Raw genomic sequence first — 21,695 nt, 5'->3', positions numbered from 1 at the left:
GCGCACCCATCCAGCCATGTCAGCCATCCCGCCAGCAGCATCGTCCGATTCATCCACATCCTTGAGTATCCTGACTGTTCCTGCATTTGACGATAATTACCTGTGGTTGATTCATGACGGCGTCAATGCGGCGGTCGTCGATCCCGGCGATGCCGCTCCGGTCCTGGCAGCGCTCGAGGCACATGGCCTGACGCTGGCCGCTATTCTACTGACTCATCATCATGCTGACCATGTCGGCGGCGTTCCAACCTTGTTGCAACATGGACAAGTTCCGGTCTACGGCCCCGCCGGCGAAGCGATTCCGACGATTACCCAGCCCTTGTGGGAAGACGATCTGGTGCACCTGGCCGCGCTCGGCCTTGACCTCAAGGTAATCGACGTACCCGGCCACACCAAGGGCCACATTGCCTACTACGCCGCACGCCAGGGCTGGCTGTTCTGCGGCGACACGCTGTTTGCCGGCGGCTGCGGCCGCCTGTTCGAAGGCACGCCGCAGCAGATGGTGGCCTCGCTCGGCAAGCTGACCGCCCTGCCGGCCGACACCAAAGTCTACTGCGCGCACGAATATACCCTTTCCAACCTGCGCTTCGCGCGTGAAATCGAACCGGGCAATGCGGCGCTGGCCGCGCGCATCGATGTGGAACAGGCCAAACGCGCCCGCAACGAACCGACCGTGCCCACCACCATCGCGCTTGAAATCGCCACCAATCCTTTCCTGCGTTACAAGGAAAGCGCCGTCATCGCCCGCTTGCAACAAGCCGGCCGTTTGCCTGCCTCAGGGAAACTAGTTGATCCGGCGGAAACATTCGGCGCGCTGCGCGAATGGAAGAATACCTACAAATAGAGGGTGTATAGGCCTTTTTTCGGACAAATACCAAGCGAATCAAGGGCTTAAGCTTTGTAACATAAGTGAATTTTTACTTGACGAGTGAAAAGGGGCTTACGTACACTCCGTCTAGACTCCAAATCCACCGGCTTGCAAGCCGTTTTTAGATAAACAGGCGCTTTTGTTGTTTTTTAATGACAGAACCGCCAGATGCATTATTGCTTTCGTTCGGACACATACTTCCCCGCAGGAGGTGCCGTGCACCCGAGACGACCGGTGAATTTACCCATGCGAATTTAATCGCTACTTCAGCCTCAGGCACAGGATCAGGTACCCATGCAGCTAACATTCAGGAAACTGGCGATCGCAACGCTTTTCTCTCTCGGTACTCCCCTCCTGGCCCACGCCAACGACATCTCGATCTACCCCGCACCTTTCAACGCCATCAATCCGAATGATCCGGCTTCCGCATTGCCAGGCATGGAAGACATCGATATCTGGGCCCGCATCCGCAAGGGCTTCGGCATCCCGAATCTCGAAAACCCGCTGGTCGACAACCAGACCCAGTGGTACAGTTCGCGTCCCGACTATATCCAGCGCACCACCGTGCGCGCGTCGCGCTACCTGTTCCACGTCGTGCAGGAACTCGAAAAGCGCGGCATGCCGACCGAACTGGCGCTGCTGCCGTTCATCGAGTCCGCCTTCAACCCGCAAGCCTTGTCGACCGCCAAAGCGGCCGGCATGTGGCAGTTCATCCCGTCGACCGGACGCGACTACAACCTGAAACAGAACCTGTTCACCGACGAGCGCCGCGACGTGCTGGCCTCGACCGATGCGGCGCTGACTTACCTGCAGAAACTGTATGGCATGTTCGGCGACTGGCAGCTGGCGCTAGCCGCTTATAACTGGGGTGAAGGTTCGGTGCAGCGCGCCGTCAACCGTAACCTGGCCGCCGGCCTGCCGATCGACTTCAACACCCTGTCGGCGCAGATGCCCAATGAGACGCGCAACTACGTGCCAAAGCTGCAAGCCGTCAAGAACATCATCGCCGTGCCGGGAGAATTCGGCATCGACCTGCCCAAGGTCGACAACCAGCCCTACTTCGTCACCATCGGCAAGACCCGCAACATCGACGTGAAGGTGGCTGCGCAACTGGCCGAATTGTCGCTCGATGAATTCAAGGCGCTCAATCCGCAGTTCAACCGCCCGGTCATCATCGGCGGCGACGACACCAAGATCCTGCTGCCGGAAAGCAATGCCGAGAAGTTCAAGACCAACATGTCCAAGTTCACGCAAGCGCTGAGCTCGTGGACCGCACACACCGTGTCGAGCGCGCGTGAACGCATCGAAACCATCGCCAGCCGCTTCGGCACCACGCCGGACGTGATTCGCAGCGTCAATCAGATTCCGCCGAAGATGGTCCTCAAAGCCGGCTCCATGATCCTGGTGCCGAAGACCGAAACCTCGATGGAAGCCGACATCACGCCTGAGATGGCCGACAGCGCCCGCCTGGCCGTGGCGCCGGACGTACCCGACTTCAAACGTATCTACGTGAAGGCCGGCAAGCGCGACACGCTGGCCTCGATCGCCGGCCGCTACCGCGTCAGCGTAGTCCAGATCAAGCAGTGGAACAGCCTGCACCACGACACGCTGGCCAACGGTCAGAGCCTGCAGCTGCAAGTGCCTTACCAGACGCCTTCTGCGGCCCCGGTACGCGTGCGCCAGGTAATCCATTCGCCGGCCAAGCCGATTCGCAAGGCGCCTGCCGTCGTCGCCAAGAACACCCGCGCGGCACCGGCGCCGGCGCGCAAGGGCGCGGCACCGATCACGCTGGCATCGGAAAGCGGCAACCGCCGCCGCTGATACAGGCACTCAGGAATCGTCAAAAGGCCGGGATGCGTTCCCGGCCTTTTTATTTCCGCCGCTTTCTACCGCACCGCAAAACGACGGTTTTTCCCCGGGTTTATCCTGCAAGCTTCAATCAATTCGATATTCTCCCTCGGAAATATTCAAGTAAAACCCCGCCGCCTCTGCCGCGCCGCCGCATGAATGATCGTGCCGATGGCCTTCATTTTCCCGAAATCCGGTGCTATGATTCAGTCGCGCAAACGTTTGCGCATATCAATACACAGCACGCAGAACTCACCAATAACAGCATGCCGATCCACACGAATTGCTGCTCACCCCGAATATCTGGAACCTGGAGACATCATGAATAAACGTATCCGCCTCAAGCTGATTGCCGCTGCCGTCCTGGCCTGCGCCCTGCCTGCACTGCCTGGTTTGGTCCAGGCGCAAACTGCCGCCAAGCCCAAGGTCGCCCTGGTGATGAAGTCGCTGGCCAATGAATTCTTCCTGACCATGGAAAACGGCGCCAAGGAACACCAAAAGGCCCACGCAGCGCAATACGACCTGATCGCCAACGGCATCAAGGACGAGCAGGACACCGCCAACCAGATCAAGATCGTCGAACAGATGATCGTCTCCAAGGTCAGCGGCCTGGTGATCGCACCGGCTGACTCCAAGGCGCTGGTGCCGGTCATCAAGAAGGCTATCGACGCCGGCATCATCGTGGTCAACATCGACAACAAGTTCGACGACGCCGCGCTGAAGGAAAAGGGCATCACCGTACCATTCGTCGGTCCTGACAACCGCAAGGGCGCCAAGCTGGTCGGCGACTTCCTGGCCAAGCAGATCAAGAGCGGTGACAAGGTTGCGATCATCGAAGGCGTCTCGACCACCTTCAATGCGCAGCAACGCACGCTGGGCTTCCAGGACGCCATGGGCGCGGCCGGCGCCAAGGTAGTATCGGTACAATCGGGCCAATGGGAAATCGATCCTGGCAACAAGGTCGCCGCCTCGATGCTGAACGCCAATCCTGACATCAAGGCGATCCTGGCCGGCAACGACAACATGGCGCTGGGCGCGGTTGCCGCGGTCAAGGCAGCAGGCAAGGCCGGCAAGGTGCTGGTGGTCGGCTATGACAACATCAACGCCATCAAGCCGATGCTCAAGGATGGCCGCGTGTTGGCGACCGCCGACCAGTTCGCTTCGCAGCAAGCCGTGTTCGGCATCGAAACTGTGTTGAAGGCGCTGACCGACAAGAAGAAGCAAAGCAGCCTGAGCGGCGCGGTTGAGACCAAGGTCGAGCTGGTGACCAAGGACAGCAAGTAAGCAGCAAGTAAGCAGCAACTAAGCTGTAGCGCACAAAATGAAGCATCGGGCGGAACGCGCGTGCGTTCCGCCCTTCCCGCAACACCTAATTTCTGAACCACACCTTCACGGTGGAGACTGCATGTCCAATCCATCATCCCCGGCTTTGCTCTCGCTCAGCGGCATCGGCAAGACCTACGTCGAGCCTGTGCTCAGCGATGTCGCGCTGGAAATCCGTCCCGGCCAGATCCTGGCGCTGACCGGCGAAAACGGTGCCGGCAAAAGCACGCTGTCGAAAATCGTGTGCGGCCTCGTACAGTCGACCACGGGCGCCATGCTCCTCGACGGCCAGCCCTATCAGCCGCGCTCGCGCACCGAGGCCGAACAGCTCGGCATCCGCATGGTGATGCAGGAACTGAACCTGATCCCGACGCTGAGCATCGCCGAAAACCTGTTCCTGAACCAGTTGCCGCAACGCTTTGGCTGGATCGACCGGACCAGACTGGCCGCGCTGGCGCAAGCACAAATGGCGGCGGTCGGCCTGACCGACATCGATCCGTGGACGCCGGTTGGCGAACTTGGCGTGGGCCATCAGCAAATGGTGGAGATCGCACGCAATCTGATCGGCAGCTGCCGCCTGCTGGTGCTGGACGAACCCACCGCGATGCTGACCAGCCGTGAAGTGGAATTGTTGTTTGCGCAGATCGCGCGGCTGCAATCGGAAGGCGTGGCGATCATCTACATCTCGCACCGCCTGGAAGAATTGAAACAGGTCGCCGACCGCATCGCTGTGCTGCGCGACGGCAAACTGGTCTGCGACGACGCCATCGGCGGCTACAGCAGCGACGCGCTGGTGCAACTGATGGTCGGGCGCGCCGCCGAAGCGGAACTCGATCTCGGCCATCGCGAGATCGGCGCCCCGCTGCTGCGCGTGCGCAATCTCGGTCGTGGCGATGTCGTGGCGCCGGCCTCATTCGATTTGCGCGCTGGGGAAATCCTCGGCATTGCAGGCCTGATCGGTTCCGGCCGCACCGAACTGCTGCGCCTGATCTTCGGCGCCGACCGCGCCGACCAGGGCGAAGTCTTTATCGGCGATCAGACGCAAGCTGCCGACATCCGCTCGCCGAAACATGCGATCGCCGCCGGCATCGCCATGATCACCGAAGACCGTAAAAGTCAGGGCCTGCTGCTGCCGCAGTCGATCGCCGTCAACACCACGCTGGCCAGGCTCGGCGACGTCAGCAAGATGGGCCTGCTTGACGGCGACGCCGAAACCAACGTCGCCGCCGACTACATCAAACGCCTGCGCATCCGCTCGCGCGACGGCGCGCAGGCAGCGGGCGAACTGTCCGGCGGCAACCAGCAAAAAGTCGTCATTGCGCGCTGGCTCTACCGCGATTGCCCGATCATGCTGTTTGACGAACCGACCCGCGGCATCGACATCGGCGCAAAATTCGACATCTACAAACTGATGGCCGACCTGTCACGCCAGGGCAAGGGCCTGCTGATCGTGTCCAGCGACCTGCGCGAACTGATGCTGATCTGCGACCGCATCGCCGTGATGAGCGCGGGCAAGCTGGTCGATACCTTCGAGCGCGGCCAGTGGAGCCAGGAGGCGATCCTCGCCGCGGCGTTCAGCGGCTACATGAATTCGCCGTCCACGACCGCAGCCGCAGCGGCCGAACAGACCGCCTGACCATGACGTCACCAATATACAAACACAACAAGCCAAGATCATGAGCCATCCCAATCGCACCTTCTCCGTCTACGGCCTGTCCGCCGTCAAGAACTACCTGGGCCTGATCGGCGCCCTGCTCGCGATGTGCGTGCTGTTCTCCTTCCTGAGCGAAAACTTCCTCACGCTGGGGACCTTCAGCACCCTCTCCAACGACATCCCGACGCTGGTGGTGATGGCGGTCGGCATGACCTTCGTGCTGATCGTCGGCGGCATCGATCTGTCAGTGGGCTCTGTGATGGCACTGGCGGCATCGATCCTGTCGATGGCGATGGTCCGCTGGGGCTGGCCGCTGTTTGCCGCGGGCCTGCTCGGCATCCTGGTAGCGAGCCTGTGCGGCATGCTGACCGGACTGATCTCGGTGGGCTGGCGCATCCCCTCCTTCATCGTCTCGCTGGGCGTTCTGGAAATGGCGCGCGGCATGGCCTACCAGGTCACCAATTCGCGCACTGAATACATCGGCAGCGCGGTCGACGGCATCAGCTCGCCGATTTTCCTCGGCCTGTCGCCGGCCTTCATCGCATCGATCGCCGTCGTCGTCATCGGTCACCTGGTGCTGACACGCACCGTGCTGGGACGCCACTGGATCGGCATCGGCACCAATGAAGAGGCGGTGCGTCTGGCCGGAATCAATCCGCGTCCGAGCAAGATCCTGGTGTTCGCGCTGATGGGCTTGCTGGCCGGTGTCGGTGCGCTGTTCCAGGTGTCGCGCCTGGAGGCGGCCGACCCCAACGGCGGCGTCGGCATGGAGCTGCAGGTGATCGCGGCGGTCGTGATCGGCGGCACCAGCCTGATGGGCGGACGCGGCTCGGTCATCAGCACCTTCATCGGCGTGCTGATCATCTCGGTGCTGGAAGCCGGGCTGGCGCAGATCGGCGTGTCCGAGCCGATGAAGCGCATCATCACCGGCCTGGTGATCGTGGCTGCCGTGGTGCTCGATACCTATCGCCGTCGCGGCGAACGCAACACACACTGAATAAACACTGAGCTGCACCGACGAACATTCATTCAGCGATAAGAAGACAAGAAGAACATGGCAACCATCAAGGACGTAGCGCGCCACGCGGGTGTTTCGTACACCACCGTGTCACACGTGCTGAACAAGACCCGCCCGGTCAGCTCCGAAGCGCGCGACCGCGTGCTGGTGGCGGTCGAGGCGCTGGCCTATGTGCCCAGCGCACTTGCCCGCTCGCTGCGCAGCAACGCAACCGGCAGTATCGGCCTGATCATCCCGAACAACACCAATCCGTACTTTTCGGAAGTGGCGCGCGGCATTGAAGACAGCTGCTACGAGGCGGGTTATAGCGTGATCCTGTGCAATTCCGACGACGATCCTGCCAAGCAGCGCGACTATCTGAACGTGTTGCTGACCAAGCGTTGCGACGGCCTGATCGTGGCAACACTGGCGCAGACCGACGGTGAGCTGCTGCGCAAGATGAAGGTGCCGACCGTTCTGCTCGACCGCGCGCCGAAAGACATGGCGATCGACCTGGTAGCGGTCGACAATGCGGCCGGCGGCGCGCTGGCTGCGGAACATCTGCTTACGCTGGGACGCCGTCGCATCGCCTGCATCGGCGGCCCGGAGAGCCTGGACATTTCCGCAGAACGGATTGCCGGCCTGCGCCGCAAACTGCAAGCCGCAGGTGTCGTGATTGCACCCGACCTGCTGGCCTATGCGGACTTCACCAGCGCCGGCGGTTATGCCGCGGCGCGAGCACTGTTGTCGACATCACAGCCGCCGGACGCCATCTTTTGCTGCAACGACCTGATGGCCATCGGCGCGCTGCGCGCCGCCGCCGAGCGCGGCATCGACGTGCCGGACCAGTTGTCCGTGATCGGCTTCGACGATATCGACCTGGCCCAGTTCGTGCATCCGCCGCTGACCAGCGTCTCGCAGAACACGCGCACGCTGGGCCAGTTGACAGCGCAATGCCTGCTCGAACGCATCGCCGATCCGACGCGCCCGGTACAACGCAAGACCATCACGCCGCAATTGCATGTGCGCGGTTCTACCGTGCGCTCGCCCACATGAGTGCGGGATGGCATCCGTTCAACAATTCCATTCAATCATCAATCGTCGGAAACACATGATAGTCATCATCGGCAGCATCAACATGGATCTGGTCTTGCGCGTGCCGCGCATGCCGCTACCCGGCGAAACCATCACCGGCGGCCAGTTCCGCACCATCCCCGGCGGCAAAGGCGCCAACCAGGCCGTCGCCTGTGCGCGCCTGAGCGCCGACGACGTCAAAGTCGCGATGGTGGCCTGCCTGGGCGACGACGCCTTCGGTACCGAGCTGCGCGCCGCGCTGCGCAAAGACGGCATCGACGACAGCCACGTGGCGACGATTGCCGGCACGGCGTCCGGCATCGCCTCCATCCTGGTGGATGACAACGGCCAGAACAGCATCGTGCTGGCTTCCGGCGCCAATGCCGAGCTCAGCCCGGCTCACATCGACGCCGCACGCGACATGATCGGACAGGCGCGCATCGTGGTGTTGCAACTGGAGTCGCCGCTGCCGACCGTGATCCATGCGATCAAGCTGGCGCATGCGCTGGGCAAGACCGTCGTACTCAACCCGGCCCCGGCGCAAACCCTGCCGACCGAATTGCTGGGACAAATCGATTACCTGGTCCCCAATGAAATCGAAGCCGCGATGCTGGCCGGCATGCCCGCCAGCGGTATTGAAAATGACGAACAGATTGCCGCCGTGATCAGCAAGTTGCGCGCGGCGGGCTCGACCAACGTACTGGTCACGCTCGGAGAAAAAGGCGTCTACGCGGCGCTGGAATCGGGCTCCGAACATTTCAGCGCCCAAGCCGTCAAGGCGGTCGACACCACCGCCGCCGGCGACACCTTCATCGGCGGCTTCGTCGCCGCGCTGGCGGAAGGCCGCAGCGAAGCCGATGCCATCGCGCTGGGCCAGCGTGCGGCAGCCATCAGCGTGGCGCGCGTGGGCGCACAAACCTCCATTCCTTCCCGCCGGGAAGTTGCGGACTGAACAAAGGAGATCCGACATGAAGAAAACGCCGCTGCTCAACATCGCGCTGTCGCAGCTGATCGCCTCGCTCGGCCACGGCGACAGCATCGTGATCGGCGATGCCGGCTTGCCGGTGCCGGCCGGCGTGCCGGTGATCGACCTGGCGCTGACGCGCGGCATCCCCGGCTTCATGGACACGCTGCAAACCGTACTGGCCGAAATGCAAGTAGAACATCATGTGCTGGCCGATGAGCTGGCCGAGCGCAGTCCTCAGTTGGCGCAGCAGATCGGGCTGCTCGGACTGGCCGGCAAGCAGACCCTGCCGCATGAGGAATTCAAGCACCGCACGCAGCAGGCGCGTGCGGTGATCCGCACCGGTGAATTCACGCCTTACGCCAACATCATCCTGATTGCCGGTGTGACGTTCTGAGTCAGACCCGGCGAAGCAATCTCAATTAAAGGCAGACTCCTCACGTCCCTGCTACGTTGTCAGCCGCATAAGTCGCCGCCGCCAGCAGTCGCTGGGTGTAAGCATGCGAGGGCTGCTGCAGGACGTCGGCAACCGCGCCGCCTTCCACCACCTTGCCGTCTTTCATCACCAGCACCTGATGCGCCATGGCACGGATGACGGCGAGGTCGTGACTGATGAACAAATATGCCAGGCCGTACTTGCGCTGCAACTGCGCCAGCAGTTGCAAGACCTGCTGCTGCACGGTGACGTCGAGCGCCGAGGTCGGTTCATCCAGCAACAGCAGATCGGGCTTCAACACCACCGCACGCGCAATCGCGATGCGCTGGCGCTGGCCGCCGGAGAATTCATGCGGATAGCGTTGCAGCATGTCTTCCGACAGGCCGACTTCATGCAGCGCCGCGACCACTTCTGTGCGCTGCTGCGCGGCGCTCAGTTGCGGCTGATGCAAGGCCAGTCCTTCGCCGACGATCTGCGCAACCGTGCGGCGCGGTGACAGCGAGGCGAACGGATCCTGGAACACCACCTGCATGCGCGCGCGCAAAGGCCGCACCGCAGCCGAACTCATGGCGCTGACCTGTTGACCGTCGAAGCGGATATCGCCCTCGACCGTAGCCGTGGACAGGCGCAGCAGGGCCATGCCCAGGGTCGACTTGCCGGAACCCGACTCACCCACGATGCCGAGCGTTTCGCCCTTGCGTAGCGTCAGGCTGACATCGTCGACGGCGGCGAATTTTTTCTTGTGCAGCCAGCCTTGTTTGATCGTGAACGTGCAGCGCACGTTCGCGCCGGTCAGCAGCACCGGCGCATCCGGCGCGACGTCGTCGACATTGCGCTGCGGCTGGGCGGCCAGCAGTTTGCGCGTGTAGGCTTGCTGCGGCGCTGCGAACAAGTCAGCGGTGGCGGCGGTCTCGACCAGCTTTCCTTTTTCCATCACGCCAACGCGATCGGCGAAGTGGCGCACCAGGTTGAGATCATGAGAGATCAGCAGTACGGCCATGTTCTCGTCGCGCTGCAATTGATTGAGCAATTCCAGGATCTGCACCTGGATGGTCACGTCCAGCGCGGTGGTCGGCTCGTCGGCGATCAGCAGCTTGGGATGGCAAGCCAGCGCCATCGCAATCATCGCGCGCTGGCGCTGGCCGCCGGACAACTGATGCGGATAAGCCAGTGCGCGTCGCGCTGGCTCCGGAATGCCGGTCTTTTCCAGCAAGGCCACGGTGCGCTGTGCAGCGGCCCTGGCGTTCAAGCCCTCGTGCAGCATCAGTACTTCAGCGATCTGGTTGCCGATGGTGAACAAGGGATTCAAGGCCGTCATCGGCTCCTGAAAAATCATCGCTGCATCCATGCCTCGTACACCGCGCATGGCGGCCTCGCTCTTTTGCAGGATGTCTGCGCCGTTGAACAAGATCCGGCCATCGTAGCGCGCATCCTGGTTCAGGCGCAGCACCGACAAGGCGCTGACGGTCTTGCCGGAACCGGACTCGCCGACCAACGCGAACTTCTCGCCGGGTTGGATGCTGAAGCTGACGTCGTCGACCACGGTGGCGTCGCCGAAGCGCACCGAGAGATTCTGAATATCGAGCAGGCTCATGCTTTCCTCCGCACGTCGAGGGCATTGCGCAAGGCGTCGCCGATATTGGTCAGCAGCAGCAAAGTCACGGTCAGCACGATGAAGGTCGACAAGGCAATCCACCAGGCGTCGAGGTTGTTCTTGCCCTGCGCCAGCAGCTCACCGAGGCTAGGCGTAGAAGGCGGCACGCCGAGGCCGAGGAAGTCGAGGCTGGTCAGCGCCAGGATCGACGCGCTCATGCGGAACGGCAAAAAGGTGACGACCGGCGTCAGGCTGTTGGGCAGCACATGGCGCCAGATGATCTGCAGGTTCGACAGGCCGAGCGCGCGCCCCGCCTGCACGTATTCAAGATTGCGGTTGCGCAGGAAGTCGGCGCGCACGTAGTCCGACAAACCCATCCAGCCGAACAGCGACAGCAGCACCAGCAATAAGCCGATGCTGGGTTCGAAGATCGAGGAAAAAATGATCAGCAGATACAGCTCGGGCATGGAGCCCCATATCTCGAGAATGCGCTGCATGAACAGATCGATGCGGCCGGCAAAGTAACCTTGCACCGCGCCCGCCAGCAACCCCAGCACCACGCCGGTGATCGTCAGCGCCAGGCCGAACAGGATGGAAATACGGAAGCCGTACAGCAAGCGCGCAAACACGTCGCGGCCGCGGTCGTCGGTGCCCAGCCAGTTCTCGGCAGACGGCGGCGCCGGATTGGGTTGTTTGGCGAAATAGTTGAGCGTGTCGAAGCGATAGTGGTTGGGCGGATAGATCGCCCAGTTGCCGTCCTTCCTGAACTGGTCCTGGATGAAGGGATCGAGGTAGTCGGCCGGCGATTCGAAGTCGCCGCCGAAGGCCTTCTCCGAATAATCATGCACGATCGGGAACAGGATCTTGCCGTGGTAGCTCGCCATCAGCGGCTTGTCATTGGAGACCAGTTCCGCGCCGAGGCTGATCACGAACAGGATCAGGAACAGGATCAGGCTCACGTAGCCGTTGCGGTTCTGGCGGAAGCGCAGCCAGATGCGGCGGCCCGGGGAAACCGAAGGAGAGGTAGCAGGAGAAGCAGTCACGATGGTCACGCTCATTTGGCCAGGCTTTCAAACTGGACGCGCGGATCGGCCCAGACATAGCAGAGATCGCCGAGCAGCTTCACCACCAGGCCAATCAGCGTGAACAAGTACAGCGTGCCCATGACGACCGGATAGTCGCGCCGGATCACCGACTCATATGACAGCAGACCGAGCCCGTCGAGTGAGAACAGTGTTTCGATCAGCAGGCTGCCGGCGAAGAAGGCGCCGATGAAGGCGGCCGGAAAACCGGTCACCAGCGGAATCAGCGCATTGCGGAACACGTGCTTGTACAGCACCTTGTTTTCGGAGAGTCCCTTGGCGCGCGCGGTCAGCACGTATTGCTTGCGGATTTCTTCAAGGAAGGTGTTCTTGGTCAGCATGGTCATGACCGCAAACGAACCGGCCACGGAGGCGATCACCGGCAAGGTGATGTGCCAAAGGTAATCCTTGACCTTGCCCACCAGCGACAGCGTGGCCCAGTCATCCGAAGTCAGTCCGCGCAGCGGGAACCACTGCACGAAACTGCCGCCGCCGAACACCACCAGCAGGAACACCCCGAGCACGAAACCGGGGATCGAATAGCCGACCAGCACCAGCGCGCTGGTGGCGGAATCGAAACCGCTGCCCTCGCGCACGGCCTTGGCGATGCCGAGCGGCACCGAGATCAGGTAAGTCAGGAAGAAGGTCCACAGACCGATCGTGATCGACACCGGCATCTTGGATTTCACCAGTTGCCAGACGTCGCCGTGATGGTAAAAACTCTTGCCCAGGTCGAAGCTGGCGAAGCCCTTGAGCATTTGCCAGAAGCGCTCGACCGGCGGCTTGTCGAAGCCGTACAGCGTCTTGATCTCGTTGACGCGCTCGGCGTCGATGCCCTGACGTCCGCGGTATTGCGAAGCGCCGCCGCCGGAGGCTTCACCGCCGCCCCCGAGGCCTTTCATTTCGATCAGCGCCTGCTCGACCGGACCGCCCGGCACGAACTGGATCACGGCAAAGGTGATCACGACGACGCCCAGCAATGTCGGCAACATCAGCAGGATGCGTTTGAGGATATAGGACCAGATATTCATGGCAGCGCCGGCAGGTTAAAAATAGTAATCACGACATTCATTTCGGCGACACTTCCCACCAGCTCGAGATCACGTAAGGATCAGCCTGGTAGTACAGCGGCGCCACGGCGGGAATGCCGAAACGGTTACGATAGGCCACGCGGTGCGTTGACGAATACCACTGCGGCACCACGATGTATTTGTGCAGCAAGACGCGGTCCAGCCCGCGTGCGGCCGCGACCAGGTCCTTGCGCGTTTCGGCGGCGACCAGCGCCTCGACCAGCTTGTCGACGGCCTTGTCCTTCAGGCCCCAGACATTGTTGGAGCCTTTTTCGTCGGCCGCCCTGGAGCCGAACATGTCGAACATTTCGTTGCCGGGGCTGCTGACATCGGGGAAGCGGATGCTGGTCATGTCGTAGTCGAACTCGTCCATGCGCTTGGCTACCAGGGCGAAATCGGCGGTGCGCTGCGTCACCTGGATGCCCAGCTTTTGCAGATTGCGGACGTAGATGCTGATCACGCGCGACAGCGCCGACTGATCATCCAGGACCTCGAACGCGAACACTTCACCCTTGGCGTTGCGTAAGGCGCCGTCGCGATATTCCCAGCCGGCCTGACGCAGCAGCTCACGCGCCTGCAGCAGGTTGGCGCGCAGCGAGCCGGGCGGATTGGTGTTGGGTGGCACCGGTGCCGGGCCGAAGACGGCCGGATCGATCTTCGTGCCGGACGCGCGGATCGACTCCAGCAATTTGAGCTCGTCGCCTTCCGGCACGCCGGTGGCGGCGAGCGCGCTGTTGTTGAAGAAGGAATAGATGCGGGTGTACTGACCATAGAACAATTGCCGGTTCATCCACTCGTAGTCGAGCGCAAGTCCCAGCGCCTGGCGCACGCGTGCATCCTTGAACTGGTCGCGCCGCAGGTTCATGACGAAACCCTGCATGCCGGCGCCGTTGGAATGCTTGAGTTCACGCTTGACGATTTCACCGCTGACAAATTTGGGACCGTTGTAGTTGCGCACCCAGTTCTTGGCGCTGTACTCCACCACTACGTCGAACTCGCCGGCCTTGAAGGCTTCCAGCCGCGCGACGTCGTCCTTGTAGAAACGATAGGCGATGCGTTCGAAATTGAAGCTGCCCTTGCGCGTCGGGATGTCCGTGCCCCAGTAGGCGGGATTGCGCTTGTAGGTGATGTTGCGGCCGACGTCGTAGGTATCGATCAGATACGGGCCGCTGGTGATCGGCGGCGTCAGCTGGATGTTGTCGAAGGCAGTGCCGGCCGCCCATTTTTTGGAAAACACCGGCACGCCGCCGACGATCAGCGGCAGCTCGTGGTTCCTGGTCTTGAATTCGAAGCGCACGGTCTGCGCGTCGACCACGACGCATTGCTTGACGTCGGCGAACATCGACTTGAACTGCGGCGCGCCCTTGGCCAGTAGCGTGTCGTAGGAATACTTGACGTCGGCCGCGGTGACCGGATCGCCGTTGTTGAAGCGAGCCTTCGGATTCAAATGGAAAGTCATCGCCATGCGGTCCGGCGCCAGCGTCATGTCGTCGGCCAGCAGGCCGTACATTGTGGCGACTTCATCGGAGGAACCTATTGCCAGGGTTTCAAACATCAGCGTCGACACGCCCGCCGCCGCCACGCCCTTGAGCGAGAACGGATTGAACTTGTCGAAGCTGGTGCGGCGGTCCGGATTGGCCAGGTACAGCGTGCCGCGTTTGGGGGCGTCAGGGTTGAAGTAATCGAAGTGGGTGAAGCCGGCGGGATACTTGGGAGTGTCGTACAGCGAGAAGGCGTGGTCGGCGAAGGCCGGGCCGCTGAATCCGAGTGTTGCCGCGCAGCTCAGAAGCAATGTGGAGAGGGTGAATTTACGCATGCGTACTTGTCATGTCGAATTTCTGGTTCCTGAAAGTGATGTGCTTTATGCGCTATTTGAAAGCAATTCGACCATTTTACAGAATAAATTTTTACACAATGGCAATAACGGGAGACCGCAAAAACGCCAGAAGTTGCCCCCGCCGTCGCAAGCCCCTACAATCTTGCCCAGTTCAAGCGCAAATATACTGCATAGAACCGGAATCCCCCTTATTTCGCCTGTTCCGGCGCGGCTTTCAGCCTGCTGCCGCTGTACGGCGAATCACTCGGAGTCAACATGGCATTTCTGCAAGGCAAAAAAATCCTGATCACAGGTTTGTTATCGAATCGTTCCATCGCCTACGGCATCGCCCAAGCGTGCAAGCGCGAAGGCGCGGAACTGGCGTTCACCTATGTCGGCGAGCGTTTCAAGGACCGCATCACCAAGTTCGCGGAAGAATTCGACACCAAGCTGATTTTTGATTGCGACGTCGGCAGCGATGAGCAGATCAACGCCCTGTTCGCCGATCTCGGCAAGTCCTGGGATCAGCTCGACGGCTTGGTGCACGCGATCGGCTATGCGCCGGCCGATGCGATTGCCGGCGACTTCCTGGAAGGCTTCTCGCGCGAAGGCTTCAAGATTGCCCACGACATCTCGGCCTACAGCTTCCCGGCCATGGCCAAGGCTGCCCTGCCGCTGCTGCGTCAGAACTCGGCGCTGCTGACACTGACTTACCTCGGCTCCGAGCGTGTCGTCCCGAACTACAACACCATGGGCCTGGCCAAGGCGTCGCTGGAAGCCAGCGTGCGCTATCTGGCCGAATCGCTGGGTCCCAAGGGCGTCCGCGTCAACGGCGTTTCCGCCGGACCGATCAAGACCCTGGCGGCCAGCGGCATCAAGGGCTTCGGCAAGATCCTCGGCTTCGTCTCCGATCACGCTCCGTTGCGCCGCAACGTAACTATCGAGGACGTTGGCAATGCATCGGCCTTCCTGCTGTCGGACCTGGCGGGCGGCATTACCGGCGAGATCACCTACGTGGACGGCGGCTTCTCGCGTGTTGTCGGCGGTATTTCGGAGTAAGACGCATTAAAGTTCAGGACTTGTTCGAAGCAAATCTCCGAACAAGTCCTAGTGCCAACTTCGACATTTTCCTGTATGATCCGGTTTGTGCGTTGCAATACGACGTACAAACCGTGATCCGGCCTACCGGATTACTCCGTAGCTTCGCAAGCCCTAATTGTCGCGCTAGACAGTCGACAGTACGTAGTAAAAGCCCTCCCGCCTTGAGTGTCCTTATTTTCTAAGCGACACCGTCCCGGCGCAAAGCTTTTGTGCCGAAATTTCTTTGTTTTTCATAGTCATTTCGTTGGTTGGCGTTGCTTTTTTGCGTTCACCGCTTTTGCTGTGCGCTCGTTGCGTTCGTTCAAACCGACGCAATCGTTGCGCTGCATAGCATTTGTCTGGCGCTCATACTAAACGAAAGAAAACATGACTTTTGAATCACTAGGCCTGCACCCATCGATCATCAAAGCCTTGACCGACTCCGGCTACACCGCGCCGACTGCGGTCCAGGAACAGGCTATCCCTGCGGCCATCGCCGGCAAGGATCTGCTGGTGTCGTCGCAGACCGGCTCGGGCAAGACCGCAGCGTTCATGCTGCCGGCGCTGCACAAGTTCGCCTCGATGCCGCCTGCCGCTCCCGGCGCCAAGACGCCTAACCAGGAAGCCCAAGCCGCCAAGGCGCGCGGCGACCGTCCACGTTTCCGCCCTGCCCAGCCGAAGATGCTGGTGCTGACCCCGACCCGCGAGCTGGCCCTGCAAGTGACCACCGCGACCGACAAGTACTGCGCCCACATGCGCCGTCTGAAGGCCGTGTCGATCCTGGGCGGCATGCCTTATCCGAAGCAGATGCAATTGCTGTCGCGCAATCCTGAAATCCTGGTGGCGACACCTGGCCGTCTGATCGACCATATGGATTCGGGCAAGATCGATTTCTCCGAACTGGAAATCCTGGTTCTGGACGAAGCCGACCGCATGCTGGACATGGGCTTCATCGAAGACATCGAAAAGATCGTCGCCGCGACACCGGCGACTCGCCAAACCATGCTGTTCTCGGCAACGCTGGACGGCGTCGTCGGCAACATGGCCAAGCGCATCACCAATGCACCGCAGATCATCCAGATCGCCGGTTCCGCTACCAAGCATGAAAACATCGCCCAGCGCGTTCACTTCGTCGACGACCTGTCGCACAAGAATCGCCTGCTCGACTTCCTGCTGCGCGACGTCACCATGGACCAGGCGGTTGTGTTCACCGCCACCAAACGTGACGCCGACACCATCGCCGACCGCCTCAACATCGCCGGTTTCGCTGCCGCCGCTTTGCATGGCGACATGCACCAGGGCGCACGTAACCGCACTCTGGACGGTATGCGCCGCGGCCAGGTGCGTGTGCTGGTGGCAACCGACGTCGCCGCGCGCGGCATCGACGTGCCGGGTATCACCCACGTGTTCAACTACGATCTGCCGAAATTCCCGGAAGACTACGTTCACCGTATCGGCCGTACCGGTCGTGCCGGCCGTAACGGCGTTGCCGTCTCGCTGGTCAATCACGCAGAAGGCATGCACGTCAAACGTATCGAGCGCTTCACCAAGCAACCGATCCCGGTGGACGTCGTTGAAGGCTACGAGCCGAAGAAGACAGCAGCACCTGCACGCGCCGCGCGCAAGCCGGGCGGCTGGCGTCCAGGCGACAACCGCAGCGGTCCTGCTCGTCCTGCCGGTAGCGGCAATGGCAATGGCGGTGGTCGCAGCTTCGGCGGCAAACCGGCCGGCAGCGGCGGTCCACGCAAAGAAGGCGGCGGTGGCGGCTACAAGGGTACTGGCGCACGTTCTTCCGACGGCGGCGCACGTCGCTCGTACGGCGATCGCTGATCTGCATTAAAGACTGACCGTACCGGTGATGTTTGCCGGTGCAGCAAAACAAAAGGCCGCTTCGATGAAGCGGCCTTTGTCATTTTCGGCAAGGTAAAACTGCGCAGTGCTAGCGGCTGCAGACACCAGTCTTCCCTGCACGCAATGCCGTCACGTCGGCGGCGATGGCGTCGGCGGCATTGCCCACCGCGCGTTGCATGCCCTGCACTACGCCGTCAACACCAAGCCCTGACGCCGGCTCTACCACGCTCAAACGGCACACTGCACTGCTGCTGTTGTCGCTGCGCGTGATGGTCCAGCCAAACGTGGCGTCGACCTTGCCACCCTTCACCGCGTCGAGCTGGCGCAATTCGACCACGATGCGATAGACCGGTTGGTTGTTGGGGCGGCCGCCGCGCGTCACATCGACCGCGCCGAGCCGGTTGGCCACACCACTCGCCAGCGCGTCGCGCAACTCATTGTTGAACGGCGCCGACCAGCGATCCTGCTCCAAAATATCCACGCGCGTGGCGTCGGTGCGCACCACGATTTGCGGTCGCGCCAGGCGTTCCGGCACGCTGACCGGGGCGACCTCGATGAAGGTCTGGCCGGTCGCGATCGATGCGGCCGCTGCTGCTGTCGGCGCCGCGGTATCGGCCAGCGTATAGAAACGCGTCGGCGCCGATGCGCAGGCGCTCAGCAGCATCGCTGCTGTTGCCGATGTTGCCAACGAGATGAGAGTGAAACTGCGCTGCATTATTTATCCTCCTGCTTGCCGCGAATCAGCGATTCGGGATGTTGCTGCAAATAATCGGTCAGCACGCGAATTGATGCCGCTGCACGCGACAGCTCCTGCATGGTCTGACGCACGTCCTGCTGCAACGGTGCGTCCTCGGACAACGTCCGTTCGGCGGCGCTGAGCGTCTTGCGCGCATCGCGCATGGCGGCGGTGATTTCCGGTGCGACGTCGTTGTTGATCTTGTTCATGGTCTGCTCGGCACCTGTCAGGGTGCGGTTGAGCGTCGCCAGCGTCTTGCGCAGGTCGTCGCCGATCTTGTCGAACGGCACCTTGCTGAGCTTGCGCGTAATGTCGCCAATCTGGTTCTGGATCTCGTCGAGGCTGTTCGGGATCGTCGGGAACACCAGCGGCGTCCTCTCGATATCGATCTGCGCCGGCGCCGCGTTCGGGAAGAAGTCCAGCGCCACATACACCTGCCCGGTCAACAGGCTGCCGCTGCGCAGCTGCGCCCGCAGGCCGCGCGAGACCAGATACTTCAGGCGCTGACGCGGCGTATAACGCGACTCCTGCTGCTCGTTGAACTTGCGGCCGAGGCGATCCGGATACAGCTGCACCACCACCGGCATCAAGAACTCCCGGGTCTTGTCGTCGTATTCAATGCCGATGGACTTGACCTCGCCCAGCACCACGCCGCGGAAGTCCACCACCGCGCCCGGCTCGAGGCCGCGCAAGGACTGGTTGAAGTACAGCAGCACGGTTTGCGAGCGGCCGTCCGGTTCCTTCATCGCCGCCGCTTCGTCTTCGGCCAGGCGGAAGCTGGTGTTTTCCTTGGCGGGGGCCGGCGAGTCGAGATCGTCGATGCTCTTGAACGCGATACCGCCGAGCACCACCGTCGCCAGCGATTGCGTGTGCAGCTTGAAGCCGCTGGCGTTGATCTGCATGTCGAAGCCGCTGGCGTGCCAGAAGCGCGAACTGATGCCGACGAACTTGTCGTAAGGGGCATTGACGAAAATGCGCAACGTCACGCCGCGGCCATCCTGGTCAAGGTCATAGGCAGCGACCTGGCCTACCTTGATGCGGCGGTAGAACACCGGCGAGCCAATATCGACCGAGCCGAGGTCGGCGGCATGCAGCACGAACTGCTTGCCCGACGTGTCGCGCGTAATGATCGGGGGTTGTTCCAGACCGGCGAATTCCTTCTTGGTTTCTTCCGACTTGCCGGCGTCGGCGCCGATGTAAGCGCCCGACAACAAGGTGTTCAAGCCGGAAATGCCCGACGCCGCCACGCGCGGACGCACCACCCAAAAGCGGGTGTCGTCGGCAGTAAAGCTTTCCGCTTCCTTGGTCAGCTGCACGGTGGTGATGACGTGCGAGCGATCCTTGCTGAGCGTGATCGACTGTACCTGGCCGATGTCGACGTCCTTGTACTTGACTTTGGTCTTGCCGGCTTCGAGGCCTTCGGCCGAGACGAAACTGATAGTGATGATCGGGCCGCGTTCGACCAGGATCTTGGCCACCAGCGTCAAGCCGACCACGGCGGCAACGATGGGGATAAGCCAAACCAGCGACGGCAGCCAGTTACGCTTGCGCTCGCGTTTGGGTTCCGGCCGGTTCGGCTGCGATGGTGCCGATGTCGGCGTCGTCGGTTCAGTCATTGCTATCCTTTTCTTGTTGCTCTTTATCTGCGGCAGGTTCGGCTTGTTCGGATTCCGGATCGAGCTCATCCCAGATCAGGCGCGGGTCGAAGCTCAGCGACGCCAGCATGGTAAACACCACCACCGAGCCGAACGCCGCCACACCGATGCCGGCGGTGATCTTCGCGAATCCTTCTATCTGCACCAGTCCGGTCAGCAGCGACACCACAAAGACGTCCAGCATCGACCAGCGGCCGATGGTTTCCACCACGCGGTACAGCTTGGCGCGCTGCAGGCGCTGCCAGCTGCTGCGGCGACGCGCGCTGACGGTCAGGATGATCAGCGCCACCAGCTTGAACAGCGGCACCATGAAACTGGCGACGAACACCACGATGGCCAGCTCCCATGAACCCGACGCCCAGAAATAGACGATGCCGCTCATGATGGTGTCGCGCTGCTCGTCGAGCAGCGTCGAGGTGATCATCACCGGCATCAGATTGGCCGGGATGTACATGATGCAGGCGGCGATCAGAAACGCCCACGTGCGGTTGAGGCTGTCGATGCGGCGCCGGTGCAGCGGCGCATGGCAGACGCCGCATTGTTCGTCCTGTTGCGCGCCCTCCCAGACCGTGCCGCAATGGTGGCAGGGGAAAATATCGGTGCCGATGGCGCTGTCGAGCCGGGGTGCGGCCGCAATCGGATGCGAGGCGCGGTCGATGCCGTCGACGCCGGTGTTGTGCATGCCCGCGCTCATGCAATCGGCTCCCCGCTGTTGCGGCGTTCGCTGACCAGGATGCGCCACAGGTAACGCGGGTTGAACGACACCACCACGGTCAGCAGGATGGTCAGCGCACCGAACGCCCATAAGGCGACGCCCGGCACCACGGCCGCCATATTGGAAAGCTTCACCAGCGCCACCAGCACGCCAAGCAGGAACACCTCGACCATGCCCCAGGGGCGCACCACCTGCATCAGGCGCAGCAATATCTTCACACCGGGACGGCGACCATCATGCGCGCCGTGTACATCATTCGCGTCATTCACAACAGGCGCAGACGGCAGCAACAGATAGAGCAGCACCAGCATTTGCATCAGCGGGAACAGGATCGTGGTGGACAGCACCAGCATCGCCACCAGCGACATGCCCTCGCCGTTGAGCACCATCACCGCGCCGAACAGGGTCGTTTCGCTGGTCAGGCCCTGCAACTCGATCTGCACGATAGGGAAACTGTTGGCGATCACGAACATGATCAGGCTCGCCACCGTCAGCGGCAGCAAGCGCTCCAGGCGGCTGCCGGTGTCGCGCTCCAGCTCGGCGCCGCAGCGCAGGCAGCGGGCGACCTCGGCATGCGCGAGCACCGGCCGGCGATGGACGGCATCGCACTCTTCGCAAACGATCAGGTCGGGGCGCTCTTGCATGGAGAGGGAGAGAGGTTCAAATTGATGACTTATTGGTTAATTAGGCAAACTTGGATTCTAACAACAAAAAATGACCGGATCGGCTCGCTTTCCGGGGATATTGGGCCTGATCGGGCAGATAAAGCTTGACAATTCAAACGGCAATCTTCTAAAGTGACCAGATGAACTCCGCAACACAATTCTCCCTGACACTATCGCACTTCGCTGGCGCCCTGCTAGCGTTGCTACTAGTGACGCTACTACCAGCTTCGCGCTGATCCAAGTTTCTCCCCTGGTTTTTGCAGTTTC

At 61.7% G+C, this 21,695-nt stretch carries 18 protein-coding genes; 10 read left to right on the top strand and 8 right to left on the bottom strand.

Features of this window, described 5'->3' with window-relative positions; all coding sequences use genetic code 11:
• The first annotated feature begins 61 nt into the window (after nucleotides 1–61).
• The 8 genes from gloB to rbsD all read left to right on the top strand — a co-directional run bounded on the left by gloB (nucleotide 62) and on the right by rbsD (nucleotide 9,125).
• The gene (gene gloB, locus ACIROW_RS13580; RefSeq protein ID WP_402276346.1) at nucleotides 62–844 is read left to right on the top strand and encodes a hydroxyacylglutathione hydrolase; all 783 of its coding nucleotides are present in this window, start codon (nucleotides 62–64) and stop codon (nucleotides 842–844) included.
• Nucleotides 845–1,162: 318 nt separating this feature from the next.
• Nucleotides 1,163–2,689: a transglycosylase SLT domain-containing protein gene (locus ACIROW_RS13575; RefSeq protein ID WP_402276343.1), complete on the top strand. Its 1,527-nt coding sequence runs from the start codon at nucleotides 1,163–1,165 to the stop codon at nucleotides 2,687–2,689.
• 348 nt (nucleotides 2,690–3,037) lie between these two features.
• Nucleotides 3,038–4,000 carry a sugar ABC transporter substrate-binding protein gene (locus ACIROW_RS13570; RefSeq protein ID WP_402276340.1) on the top strand — a complete coding sequence of 321 codons (963 nt, stop codon included), beginning with the start codon at nucleotides 3,038–3,040 and terminating at the stop codon, nucleotides 3,998–4,000.
• 121 nt (nucleotides 4,001–4,121) lie between these two features.
• Nucleotides 4,122–5,675 (top strand): sugar ABC transporter ATP-binding protein, encoded by a 1,554-nt coding sequence (locus ACIROW_RS13565; protein ID WP_402276338.1) that lies wholly within the window; start codon nucleotides 4,122–4,124, stop codon nucleotides 5,673–5,675.
• Between the two features lie 40 nt (nucleotides 5,676–5,715).
• On the top strand, nucleotides 5,716–6,690 hold the full coding sequence (locus tag ACIROW_RS13560) for an ABC transporter permease (protein WP_402276336.1): 975 nt from the start codon (nucleotides 5,716–5,718) through the stop codon (nucleotides 6,688–6,690).
• A gap of 57 nt (nucleotides 6,691–6,747) precedes the next feature.
• Complete coding sequence (locus tag ACIROW_RS13555; protein ID WP_402276333.1) at nucleotides 6,748–7,746, top strand: LacI family DNA-binding transcriptional regulator; 999 nt, start codon at nucleotides 6,748–6,750, stop codon at nucleotides 7,744–7,746.
• 55 nt (nucleotides 7,747–7,801) lie between these two features.
• The gene (rbsK, locus tag ACIROW_RS13550) at nucleotides 7,802–8,716 is read left to right on the top strand and encodes a ribokinase (protein WP_402276331.1); all 915 of its coding nucleotides are present in this window, start codon (nucleotides 7,802–7,804) and stop codon (nucleotides 8,714–8,716) included.
• A 16-nt stretch (nucleotides 8,717–8,732) separates the two neighbouring features.
• Complete coding sequence (rbsD, locus tag ACIROW_RS13545) at nucleotides 8,733–9,125, top strand: D-ribose pyranase (protein ID WP_402276329.1); 393 nt, start codon at nucleotides 8,733–8,735, stop codon at nucleotides 9,123–9,125.
• Between the two features lie 40 nt (nucleotides 9,126–9,165).
• On the opposite strand, the gene ACIROW_RS13540 is transcribed toward rbsD, so the two are convergent.
• Genes ACIROW_RS13540 through ACIROW_RS13525 form a run of 4 tightly spaced genes read right to left on the bottom strand, consistent with a single transcriptional unit; the run spans nucleotide 9,166 to nucleotide 14,726 of the window.
• Complete coding sequence (locus ACIROW_RS13540; protein WP_402276326.1) at nucleotides 9,166–10,758, bottom strand: ABC transporter ATP-binding protein; 1,593 nt, start codon at nucleotides 10,756–10,758, stop codon at nucleotides 9,166–9,168.
• Entirely contained in the window at nucleotides 10,755–11,816 is a 1,062-nt protein-coding gene (locus tag ACIROW_RS13535) for an ABC transporter permease (protein WP_402276323.1), read from the bottom strand. Before ACIROW_RS13535 ends, ACIROW_RS13540 begins: the two co-directional genes overlap by 4 nt.
• Nucleotides 11,813–12,871, bottom strand: coding sequence for a microcin C ABC transporter permease YejB (locus ACIROW_RS13530; protein WP_402276321.1), 1,059 nt, complete (start codon nucleotides 12,869–12,871; stop codon nucleotides 11,813–11,815). The genes ACIROW_RS13535 and ACIROW_RS13530 overlap by 4 nt, the downstream gene beginning before the upstream one ends.
• 37 nt (nucleotides 12,872–12,908) lie before the next feature.
• The gene (locus ACIROW_RS13525) at nucleotides 12,909–14,726 is read right to left on the bottom strand and encodes an extracellular solute-binding protein (protein ID WP_402276319.1); all 1,818 of its coding nucleotides are present in this window, start codon (nucleotides 14,724–14,726) and stop codon (nucleotides 12,909–12,911) included.
• 276 nt (nucleotides 14,727–15,002) lie between these two features.
• Here ACIROW_RS13525 and fabI point away from each other — a divergent pair, with 276 nt between their 5' ends.
• Together fabI and ACIROW_RS13515 are read left to right on the top strand one after the other, a co-directional pair.
• Nucleotides 15,003–15,785 (top strand): enoyl-ACP reductase FabI, encoded by a 783-nt coding sequence (gene fabI, locus ACIROW_RS13520; protein WP_016833260.1) that lies wholly within the window; start codon nucleotides 15,003–15,005, stop codon nucleotides 15,783–15,785.
• Between the two features lie 408 nt (nucleotides 15,786–16,193).
• Nucleotides 16,194–17,636 carry a DEAD/DEAH box helicase gene (locus tag ACIROW_RS13515; RefSeq protein WP_402276316.1) on the top strand — a complete coding sequence of 481 codons (1,443 nt, stop codon included), beginning with the start codon at nucleotides 16,194–16,196 and terminating at the stop codon, nucleotides 17,634–17,636.
• A 109-nt stretch (nucleotides 17,637–17,745) separates the two neighbouring features.
• Here the strand turns inward: ACIROW_RS13515 and ACIROW_RS13510 are convergent, their stop codons facing one another.
• Genes ACIROW_RS13510 through ACIROW_RS13495 form a run of 4 tightly spaced genes read right to left on the bottom strand, consistent with a single transcriptional unit; the run spans nucleotide 17,746 to nucleotide 21,407 of the window.
• Entirely contained in the window at nucleotides 17,746–18,372 is a 627-nt protein-coding gene (locus ACIROW_RS13510; RefSeq protein WP_402276314.1) for a membrane integrity-associated transporter subunit PqiC, read from the bottom strand.
• Nucleotides 18,372–20,009 carry an intermembrane transport protein PqiB gene (locus tag ACIROW_RS13505; protein ID WP_402276311.1) on the bottom strand — a complete coding sequence of 546 codons (1,638 nt, stop codon included), beginning with the start codon at nucleotides 20,007–20,009 and terminating at the stop codon, nucleotides 18,372–18,374. Before ACIROW_RS13505 ends, ACIROW_RS13510 begins: the two co-directional genes overlap by 1 nt.
• Entirely contained in the window at nucleotides 20,002–20,742 is a 741-nt protein-coding gene (locus ACIROW_RS13500) for a paraquat-inducible protein A (protein WP_402276309.1), read from the bottom strand. The genes ACIROW_RS13505 and ACIROW_RS13500 overlap by 8 nt, the downstream gene beginning before the upstream one ends.
• Nucleotides 20,739–21,407: a paraquat-inducible protein A gene (locus tag ACIROW_RS13495; protein ID WP_402276307.1), complete on the bottom strand. Its 669-nt coding sequence runs from the start codon at nucleotides 21,405–21,407 to the stop codon at nucleotides 20,739–20,741. Before ACIROW_RS13495 ends, ACIROW_RS13500 begins: the two co-directional genes overlap by 4 nt.
• Nucleotides 21,408–21,695 lie beyond the last annotated feature (288 nt).

It is taken from the genome of Herbaspirillum sp. NPDC101397 (assembly GCF_044767325.1).
Taxonomy (GTDB): domain Bacteria; phylum Pseudomonadota; class Gammaproteobacteria; order Burkholderiales; family Burkholderiaceae_D; genus Herbaspirillum.
The sequence above is the reverse complement of the archived record's forward strand: the minus strand, read 5'-3'. Positions and strand labels throughout refer to the sequence as shown.